The organism is Aquabacterium sp., from assembly GCF_041909175.1.
GTDB lineage: Bacteria > Pseudomonadota > Gammaproteobacteria > Burkholderiales > Burkholderiaceae_C > Aquabacterium.
In genome coordinates this window covers 33,632-43,312 of the sequence record NZ_JAYRDZ010000015.1, presented here as the reverse complement: position 1 = coordinate 43,312, position 9,681 = coordinate 33,632, and the positions used below count along the sequence as shown (strand labels likewise).

General features: G+C 62.5%; 9 protein-coding genes. 7 read left to right on the top strand and 2 right to left on the bottom strand.

Going from position 1 to position 9,681, the window contains the following annotated elements:
* Window positions 1–132 precede the first annotated feature (132 nt).
* The 7 genes from ACE3PH_RS15865 (at window position 133) to ACE3PH_RS15835 (ending at window position 7,642) form a co-directional block, all read left to right on the top strand.
* Window positions 133–492 (top strand): hypothetical protein, encoded by a 360-nt coding sequence (locus tag ACE3PH_RS15865; protein ID WP_374320849.1) that lies wholly within the window; start codon window positions 133–135, stop codon window positions 490–492.
* Window positions 493–655: 163 nt separating this feature from the next.
* Window positions 656–1,066, top strand: a complete 411-nt coding sequence (locus ACE3PH_RS15860) for a hypothetical protein (protein WP_374320847.1) — start codon at window positions 656–658, stop codon at window positions 1,064–1,066.
* 49 nt (window positions 1,067–1,115) lie between these two features.
* Complete coding sequence (locus ACE3PH_RS15855; RefSeq protein WP_374320845.1) at window positions 1,116–2,051, top strand: LD-carboxypeptidase; 936 nt, start codon at window positions 1,116–1,118, stop codon at window positions 2,049–2,051.
* A 30-nt stretch (window positions 2,052–2,081) separates the two neighbouring features.
* On the top strand, window positions 2,082–3,902 hold the full coding sequence (locus ACE3PH_RS15850; RefSeq protein WP_374320843.1) for an extracellular solute-binding protein: 1,821 nt from the start codon (window positions 2,082–2,084) through the stop codon (window positions 3,900–3,902).
* Window position 3,903: 1 nt separating this feature from the next.
* Window positions 3,904–4,944, top strand: coding sequence for a microcin C ABC transporter permease YejB (locus ACE3PH_RS15845; RefSeq protein ID WP_374320841.1), 1,041 nt, complete (start codon window positions 3,904–3,906; stop codon window positions 4,942–4,944).
* Window positions 4,944–6,005, top strand: coding sequence for an ABC transporter permease (locus ACE3PH_RS15840; protein ID WP_374320839.1), 1,062 nt, complete (start codon window positions 4,944–4,946; stop codon window positions 6,003–6,005). Before ACE3PH_RS15845 ends, ACE3PH_RS15840 begins: the two co-directional genes overlap by 1 nt.
* The gene (locus tag ACE3PH_RS15835) at window positions 6,002–7,642 is read left to right on the top strand and encodes an ABC transporter ATP-binding protein (protein WP_374320837.1); all 1,641 of its coding nucleotides are present in this window, start codon (window positions 6,002–6,004) and stop codon (window positions 7,640–7,642) included. The genes ACE3PH_RS15840 and ACE3PH_RS15835 overlap by 4 nt, the downstream gene beginning before the upstream one ends.
* Here the strand turns inward: ACE3PH_RS15835 and ACE3PH_RS15830 are convergent.
* Both ACE3PH_RS15830 and ACE3PH_RS15825 read right to left on the bottom strand, forming a co-directional pair.
* Window positions 7,585–8,529 (bottom strand): alpha/beta hydrolase, encoded by a 945-nt coding sequence (locus ACE3PH_RS15830; protein ID WP_374320835.1) that lies wholly within the window; start codon window positions 8,527–8,529, stop codon window positions 7,585–7,587. The two genes, ACE3PH_RS15835 and ACE3PH_RS15830, sit on opposite strands and share 58 nt — an antisense overlap.
* The gene (locus ACE3PH_RS15825; RefSeq protein ID WP_374320833.1) at window positions 8,526–9,665 is read right to left on the bottom strand and encodes an NAD(P)/FAD-dependent oxidoreductase; all 1,140 of its coding nucleotides are present in this window, start codon (window positions 9,663–9,665) and stop codon (window positions 8,526–8,528) included. The genes ACE3PH_RS15830 and ACE3PH_RS15825 overlap by 4 nt, the downstream gene beginning before the upstream one ends.
* Window positions 9,666–9,681 lie beyond the last annotated feature (16 nt).

Here is a 9,681-nt window from a genome sequence, read left to right as displayed (position 1 = left end):
GTTGATGGGGCCACTTGGTAATGTCCCGCCCGCAGAGTTCGAGGCAAACTACCACCAACAACGCGCTGGTCAGGCCGCGACCGTCTGACTTAAACCAACTGGCCTCTGCGAAACCCGGGGCGCTTCACATTGATGAACACCCATCTGGTCGAGCATGCCGTGGTGTGTGGTGATGGGCGTCACTATGTGACGGCCTTGCTGACCCTGATGCCCGACGCGCTGGCGGCATTCGCGAAGCACCACCACCTGTCTGGCGCCGACCTGTATCACCACCCCTTGGTGTTGGCCGAGTTGCAAAAAGGGGTTGATCACGTGAATGCCAGCAGTGCGCGGGTGGCGCAGATCCGCAAGTTCTCGGTGCTGATGCAGTCGTTTTCGATCGAGTCCGGTGAGCTGACGCCGACCATGAAGGTGAAGCGCCGCGTGGTGCTGGATCGCTACAAGGAGGTCATCGACACCATGTACAGCGAGACACCTCCCGAGCACGCCTGAAACGGGAGAACCCGCGGGTGCTGGCTGTGATGTTTTTCACACTTCATGTAGCCACCCTGCGGGGCGTTTTCAAACGCTCACAGTTCTTGCGCTTGTACCTCTGCCTGGCTTGTGGGGTGCTCCGATAACTTGAGGGTGTCGTCCTACCCTGTTGGAGTTCATCATGAGTGCAAATGGTGTCTGGTTCGGAGTGCTTGCTGTGACGTCCATGTTCGTACAGAGTTCGGCTCGAGCCGAGGTCATGGACGAGTCCCGTCGCCACTACGCGGCTGAGGTGTACAGCGCCTCGCCCGAGTGGGTGCACGACCGTCGTCCGCAACCGTTGCTGCGTGCTGTGGTGGTGCTGCGCAACAAGCTGGATGCCTCGGGCCACTGGCGCACCGAAGTCATGCGGGGCAATGAGCAGCAGCCTGAGATGGTGGCTCGTGCGATTGAATCAGCTCACCGCGTTCACCCGGAAAGGCTGCCTGACTCGGTGCGAGAAAAGCTCATGCGCGAGGGCGTCATCGAAACCTGGTTGTTTGATAACGACGGCCGCTTTCAGGTGCGCACACTCGCCAAGGCACAACAGTGAGCAAACGCTCGTAGACTCAGGGTTTTGCACCTGAGTTTGCGAGGGTTTTGTGGGTCAATCCGTTGTCCTCTTCAGTCCGGCCGGTATCGTTGCCAAGCCGCCCGCGGTCAGACGCGCCGCCAAGCGCCTGAAAGCGCTGGGTTTCGAGGCCAGCATTGACGAGTCGGCGTTGGCCCGCTCGCAGCGTTTTGCCGGTGACGACGAGGTGCGCCTGGCAGCCCTGCATCGCATCGCCGATGCGGCTCCTGACATCGCCTTGGCCACCCGGGGTGGCTATGGTCTGATGCGGCTGCTGGACCGCATTGACTGGAAGCGCATGGCGCGCAGCGTCGAGAAGGGCGCAGCCTGGGTTGGCCACAGCGATGTCACCGCCTTGCAACTGGCGGCACTGGCGCACGATGCCGCAGGCCCGGCGAAGGTAGAAGAGGGCGTGACAGCCGGTTTCTGGGCCGGCCCCATGGCCTGCGATGATTTCGGTCGTGATGACAGCCCGGAGGGCGGTGATGACGTCACCCAGGACTGTTTCGTTGAAGCCATGACCGGCGAATTGGAGGCCATTGGCTTCCGCACCGAGGCCGGTTTTGACGGTCTGGATGTGTCTGGTCGACTGTGGGGCGGCAACCTGGCCATGGTGCAGGCGCTGCTGGGTACCCCACACTTCCCCAAGATCAAGAATGGCGTGCTTTTCCTGGAGGACGTCAATGAGCACCCTTACCGCATCGAGCGGGCGCTGCTGCAATTGCATCAGGCTGGCGTGCTCGACAAGCAGAAAGCCATCGTGCTGGGGGCCTTCACGGACTTCAAGCCGTCTCCGCTGGACCATGGCTACAAGCTGAAGACCGCCATCGACTATCTGCGCACGCAGACCACAACGCCCATCCTGACCGGGCTGCCGTTCGGCCATGTGCCGGTGAAACTGTGCCTGCCGCTGGGCCGCAAGGTCGAGTTGGTGGTGCAGGGCCGCGACACCATGATGTTCTGGTAGCCTGTGGTGGTGCGAAGCGTGAAGGGTGTCATGGGGCGATTCGGTGTCTTGCGTTGGCTGGGCGTTGCTTTGCTGGCTTTGGCATGGCTGCCCGCGGCGTGGTCGGCCCATGCCTATGCGCAGTTTGGCGACATCAAATACCCGGCCGGCTTTCACCATTTCGACTACGTCAACCTGAAAGCGCCCAAGGGCGGCGACTTTTCGCTGGTGGCACCGGTCATCGCCAACAACTTCGACAAGTACAACCCCTTCACACTCAAGGGCACCTCGCCACCCGGCTTGACCACCCTGATGTTCGAAACCCTGCTGACGGGTAATTTCGAAGAGCCGAGCACCGCCTATGGCCTGCTGGCTGATGATGTGGCGGTCGCGTCTGATGGTTTGTCGGTGACCTTTCACCTCAACACGAAGGCCCGCTTCAACAACGGGGATGCGGTGCTGGCTGCCGATGTGAAGCATTCCTTCGACGTGCTGACGAGCAAGCAGGTGTCACCCCAGTACCCAGCCTATTTTGGCGGAGTGTCGGCGGTGAAGGTGCTGGATGAGCGCACCATCCGCTTTGAATTCAAGCGCCCCGACAAGGAATTGCCCCTGATTGTGGGCAGCCTGCCGGTGTTCAGCCACAAGTGGGGGGTGGTCAATGGCAAGGCCAAGCCCTTCGACGAGGTGGTGATGGAAGAGCCCATCACCTCGGGTCCATACCGCATCGGCCCTGTCAACTCGGGGCGAGACATCACCTATGTGCGCGACCCCCAATATTGGGGCGCTGACCTGAACGTGCGCCGTGGCCAGTACAACTTCGACCGCGTGACCTACCGCATGTATCTGGACAATGTGGCCGCGTTTGAGGGCTTCAAGGCGGGCGAGTTCGATTTCATCGAGTCCTACGTGTCCAAAGACTGGGTGCGGCAGTACAAGGGGGCCCGTTTCGACAGCGGCGAGCTGGTCAAGAAGACCTTGCCGCATCGCAATGCTGCCAATTTCCAGGGTTTCATCTTCAATACCCGGCTGGACAAGTTCAAGGACCCTCGGGTGCGGGAAGCCATCGGTCTGGCCATGGACTTCGAGTGGATGAACCGCCAGCTGTTCTACGGCATCTACAAGCGCATCAACAGTTTCTTCACCAACAGCGATTACGAGGCCAAGGGCTTGCCCGGGCCGGACGAGTTGGCGCTGTTGGAGCCTTTGCGGGCCAAGCTGCCTGCAGCGGTGTTCGCCCAACCGGTGCCACAGCCACCCAATACCAACCCGCCCGGGTCCTTGCGGGACAACCTGAGACGCGCGCGCGACTTGCTGGCCGCAGCCGGCTGGACCTACCGCGACGGGCAGTTGCGCAACGCCAAAGGTGATCCTTTCACCATCGAGTTTCTCGATAACTCACCTAACATGGGGCGGGTGGTCACCCCCATGATCCGCAACCTCGAAAAGCTCGGCATCCAGGCGTCTTACCGGGTGGTCGATTACGCCGTCTACGAGAAGCGGATGAAGAAGTTCGATTACGAGATGGAAAGCCTGGCCTTGCCAGGACAGGAAGTGCCAGGGTCTGAGTTGCGCCAGTACTACCACTCGTCCATGGCGAATGTGGAGGGTTCGGACAACCTGATGGGGGTGTCTGACCCTGCCGTGGATGCGCTGATCGAGAAGGTGACCACGGCCCGCAACAAGCCGGAGCTGATCGTCGCCACCCGCGCGCTTGACCGTGTGCTTCGGCACAAGCACCTGGCGGTGATGCACTGGTACTCGAACACCTTCCGGGTGGCATGGCGTGGCGGCCGTTTTGGTCAGCCAGCCGTGATCCCGCCGCATTACCGTCCCGAGGCCTGGGCCTTGAGCTGCTGGTGGAGGCAGTGACATGTTCGCCTACATCCTCAAACGCATCCTGTTGATGATCCCGACCCTGCTGGGCGTGCTGCTGGTGACCTTTGCGGTGATCCAGTTCGTGCCCGGCGGCCCGGTCGAGCAGGTGATGTCTCAGCTCAATGCCCGCACCACGGGCGGCGAGGGGGGGGCAGGGCCCAGCAGTGCCTATCGCGGTCGACAAGGTGTAGACCCGGCCCAGGTGGAAGAGCTCAAGAAGCTCTATGGTTTTGACAAGCCAGCGCCCGAGCGCTTTGTGCGCATGGTCATCAACTACGCGCGCTTCGACCTGGGGCAGAGCTTCGTCCACCACAAGGATGTGCTGGAACTGGTCAAAGAAAAACTGCCGGTGTCCATTACCTTGGGGCTGTGGACCTTCATCCTCAGCTACCTGGTGTCGGTGCCGTTGGGCATTGCCAAGGCGGTGCGGGCAGGCTCCCGGTTCGATTTCATGACCAGCCTGCTGGTGCTGATCGGTTTTGCCATTCCGGGCTTTGTGCTGGGGGTGGCCTTGCTGGTGTTGTTTGGCGGGGGCTCGTTTGTGCAGTGGTTTCCGCTGCGTGGCCTGACCTCTGCCAACTGGGCCGAGCTGAGCTGGTGGGGCAAGGTGACCGATTACCTCTGGCACATCACCTTGCCGGTCACGGCCAGCGTGATGGGCAGCTTTGCCATCATCACCATGCTGACCAAGAACTCGTTTCTCGACGAGATCCGCAAGCAGTACGTGATGACCGCCCGCGCCAAGGGGCTCGATGAACGCAAGGTGCTGTGGAAGCACGTGTTCCGCAATGCCTTGATCCCCCTGGTGACGGGGTTCCCTTCGGCTTTTGTCGGGGCGTTCTTCACTGGGTCGCTGCTGATCGAAACCCTGTTCACCCTGGACGGCCTGGGCTTGCTGAGCTATGAGTCGGTGATCCGCCGTGACTACCCGGTGGTGCTGGGCACCTTGTATCTGTTCACCCTGATCGGCCTGGCCACCAAGCTGATCAGTGACCTCTGCTATGTGTGGGTTGACCCCCGCGTGAAGTTCGACTGATGGGCACGCCGAGTTCTACCCCTTCCATCACGCCTTCGCTGTCGCCCTCGCGGCGGGCCTGGCTGCGGTTCAAGCAACACCGCCTGGGCTACTGGAGCATGGTGGTGTTCGTCGTGCTGGTCGTGCTCAGCCTGCTGGCCGAGGTGCTGTCCAACGACCGACCCATCCTGGCCCGCTACAACGGCCATTGGTATGTGCCCATCGTGCAGGACGTACCGGAAACCACCTTCGGTGGTGACTTCCAGACACCCACGGATTACCTCGACCCCTTCATCCAGGCGCAGTTCAGGAAGCCGGGCAATGTCGCCATCTATCCGCCCAACCGCTTCCATCACCGCACGATCAATTACTTTGCGTCGCAGCCCAACCCGGCTGCGCCGTCTTCCGAAAACTGGCTGGGCACCGATGACCGCGGGCGTGATGTGCTGGCGCGCTTGCTCTATGGCTTTCGGGTGTCGGTGCTGTTCGGCCTGGCGCTGACGGTCATCGGGGTTGTGGTGGGTGTGGTCACCGGGGCCCTGCAAGGCTTCTATGGCGGGCGTACCGACCTGGCCATGCAGCGCTTCATCGAGGTCTGGAGCTCCATGCCAGAGCTCTACCTGCTCATCATCTTCTCGGCGGTGTTCTCGCCCGGCATCGGTCTGTTGCTGCTGCTGTTGAGCCTGTTTGGCTGGATCGGTCTGTCTGACTACGTGCGGGCAGAGTTCCTGCGCAACCGCCAGTTGGACTACGTGCGTGCGGCGCGCGCCATGGGCTTGTCGAACTGGCAGATCATCTGGCGGCACATCCTGCCCAATAGCCTGACGCCGGTGGTGACCTTCCTGCCATTTCGCATGAGCGCGGCCATCCTGGCCTTGACCTCGCTCGATTTCCTGGGGCTGGGCGTGCCGGCCGATGTGCCGAGCCTGGGCGAGATGCTCTCGCAGGGCAAGGCCAACCTGGATGCGTGGTGGATTTCCTTGTCGACCTTCATCGTGCTGGTGCTGACCTTGTTGCTCTTGACCTTCATGGGTGATGCGCTGCGCGATGCCCTGGACCCCCGCAAGGAGATGCAGGAATGAATGCCAGGCAAGCCTTGCTGGATGTCCGTGACCTCTCCGTGCGGATTGGCGCCAAGGACATCGTCAAGCGTGTGAGTTTTCAGATTGCGCCCGGTGAGAAACTGGCGTTGGTGGGCGAGTCAGGCTCGGGCAAGACGCTCACGGCGATGAGTTTGCTCAAACTGGTGCCGCAGGCGCAGGTGAGCGGGCAGGCCGTGCTGGCTGGGCGTGGTGAGACTGCCGCCACCGACCTGATGCAGTTGAGTGAAAGGGCGCTGCGCGGCGTGCGCGGCCAGGACGTGGCCGTGATCTTCCAGGAGCCCATGACGGCGCTCAACCCGCTGTTCACCATCGGTGACCAGATTGCCGAAGTGGTGGAGTTGCATGAGCTGGCGTCGAAGGCGCAAGCGTGGGCACGTGCCATCGAGCTGCTGAGTCTGACCGGCATTCCCGAGCCGGAGCGGCGCGCAAGCAGCTATCCGCACCAGTTGTCAGGTGGACAGCGTCAGCGCGCCATGATCGCCATGGCACTGGCCTGCAAGCCCAGGCTGCTGCTGGCCGACGAGCCCACCACGGCGCTCGATGTGACCTTGCGGGTGCAGATTCTGGACCTGCTCAGTGAGTTGCAGCGCACACAGGGCATGTCGGTGTTGATGATCACGCATGACCTTCATCTGGTGCGGCGTTTCGCCGACCGCGTGGCCGTGATGGAGCAGGGCGAGTTGGTGGAGCAAGGCCCGGTGGCGGAGGTGTTTGCCAACCCGCAGCACGCCTACACCCGCAAGCTGCTCGACAGCCGTCCGGTGCGTGATGTGGTGGCTGCGCATGAGCTGGGCGATGTCAGCCCGGTGGTCCGCGCCGAGGGCTTGCAGGTCAACTACCCGGTTCCCTTGCATGGTTTCAAGGGCTGGTTCCGCAAAGGCCAATTCGAAGCGGTCAAGCAGGCCACTTTCGAGGTCCGTACGGGGCAGACACTGGCCCTGATCGGCGAGTCTGGTTCGGGCAAGTCCACCACCGCTCTGGCGGTATTGGGCCTGCAGCCCAAACAAGGCGAACTGCAGATTGACGGTCGGAGCTGGCAATACCAGGCCAAGGCAGACCGCCCCCTGCGCCGCATTGTGCAGGTGGTGTTCCAGGACCCGTTTTCTTCGCTGTCGCCCCGGATGACGGTGGAAGAAGTGGTGGGGGAAGGGCTGCTCGTTCATCGGCCCGAACTCGACGCGGCCGCCCGGCAGGCGCAGGTGGTCACCGCACTGGCTGACGTCGGTTTGACCGAAGCGCAGTTCCCGCGCTTGCTGAGCCGTTATCCGCACGAATTTTCAGGCGGCCAGCGGCAGCGACTGGCACTGGCTCGCGCACTGGTGGTCGAGCCACAGCTCATCGTGCTTGACGAACCAACCAGTGCCCTGGATGTGACGATCCAGAAGCAGATCCTGGCACTGCTCCAACGCCTGCAGCGCGAACGCCGCCTGAGTTACCTGCTCATCACCCACGATGTGGAAGTCGTCGCAGCCATGGCCCATGAGGTGCTGGTGATGAAGGACGGGAACATCGTGGAAAGGGGCGCTGTAGACCAGGTTCTGGAGCGTCCATCTCACCCCTATACACGGGCTTTGGTGGCGTCGAGCGCCCTGGTCAGTCCTGCTGCGCCGAACTGAGTCGGGCTGGTTGCGCTGTCGGCGGCACTGGCCATGAAGGCCAGCACCTCTCGCATGACCGCATCCATGTGCTCAAAGTGTTCATGGTCGCCCGGCGCCTCGATCAAGGTGACGCGTGCTGCGCCTTGATGGGCATGGATGGCGCGAGCGTCCTTCACGGGCACTGTCGGATCCTGCTGGCCGTGGACCAGGAGCACGGGGCAGGTGATGCGTGACACCGTGTGAATCGGCGCGATGTCATCAAAGCGCCATCCGATGACCTGCTCGACGTAGCGGTTGACCAACCAGCCCAACGGCATATAGGGAATGTGGCGCCCCTGCAGCCAGCGGCGCATCATCCACTCCGGATGGGCAAAAGCCGATACGCTGACGACGGCGCACAGATCGTGCCGACTGGATGCACTCAGCAGTACCGCCGCACCGCCAACCGAGTGGCCAAGGGCATAGACGCGAGCGGGGTCGATATCCGGTCTGGAAGTGACCCATGCCAGGGCCCGGTCCAGATCGCGGGCGAATCGCGGCATCGAGCTGTGGTCTTCCTCGTCGCTGCGTCCGTGGTTGAGCGCATCGACAGCCAGCACGGCGTAGCCCGCCTGGTGGAGCGCCTGCGCCGCCGGCAGCAAGGTGCCAGCATCTCCGCCCCAACCATGCAGCAGCACGGCAACCGGTGTGCGCTGCAAGGTGGTACGGACCGGTATCCACCAGGCAAACATCTTGCCGGGAGGTGTCGAGCCGATGGTGATGGCCTCGGCGGCAAGGCCCAACTCGGACGGCTGCATGCCATCTGCGAGGCGTGTGGGTGCCAGTCCTTTGTGCAAGCCCCAGCGAACCACCCCCAACAGCACCACGATCAACAGCAAACCCGAGAGGGTGACCAAGGCGCTCATCGGTAGGGCAGCAGGTACAGGTGCTCGAAGAGCCGTTTGGCCCAGTGCGCCAGGCGGGTGGCTGGCAGCATCACGTTGCGTCGCTCGGACCGGTAGATCACGGTGCCTTTCGACAGGCTGTCGACAATGCAGAACAGCTCTGTCTTGAACGTTTCGTTCGGGCTGGATCCATTCAGTTCGGCCAGCAGGTTGTGTGCGGCTGCCGTGGCCTGCAGGTCCGCCATGTGGGCTTGCTTGGGCATCCAGTCGGGACCAGGGTAGCTCCCCGAGTCACCCGCCACGTACACAAGCGGCTTGCCCACTACGCGGCATTGCGCGTCTGCCTGTAGCAGGCCTCCAGGCGAGCGGGGCAGATCGGTATGGTCGAACCAGGCATTGCCGGTCAGGCCAGGCATGAACACGATCAGGTCTGCGGCGAACTGACCACCTTCCGTTGTCACCGAGCGGGCATCAAACTGGACGAGCTTGTGGCCGAGGTGGATGTCGATGCCGCGGCGAGCCATGTCGGCCAGCAAGTGGGCCACGGCTTGACCGCCCAGGCGGTTGCCTGGCTCCTTGGCTGGGCTGAAAAAGACCAGTTTGAACTGTTCTCGTCGGCCCTCCCGACGCAACTGTTCGTCCAGCCCGAAGAGGAATTCAAAGATGGGCCCGCCTCGCACCGAGGTGGGCTCCTGGGGATTGCCGGCAAAGCCCAGTGCGATCGTCCCCCCTTGCATGGCGGCGACCCGATCGCGTATTTGCTCCGCCACGGTGATGCCTTCACAAGGGGTCAGCGCATGTTCGATGCCCGGAAGCTTCTTGATGAATCGGCCGCCACTGGCAATGATCAGACCATCGTTGCTGACTTCGCCACGTTCGGTGAGCACGGTGCGCCCATCGCTGCTGATCGTCTGAACCGTACCCTGGTGGAACTGCACGCGATGTCGCCCGAAAAAGGCGGTCAGCGGGATGACCAGATCCTTCCTGGTGCGCAGGCCGCTGGGAATCCAGATGATGCTCGGCAGGTAATGCAACTCTGCACGCGGGGCAATGAGCGTGATCTCGCAGTCAGGATCGGTTTCGCGCAGCACGCGGATGGCGCGCAGGCCGGCAAAGCCGGCACCTATGATCGAAATGCGGTGTCGATGGCGGGCCAAGGTCAGCTTTCAGTTA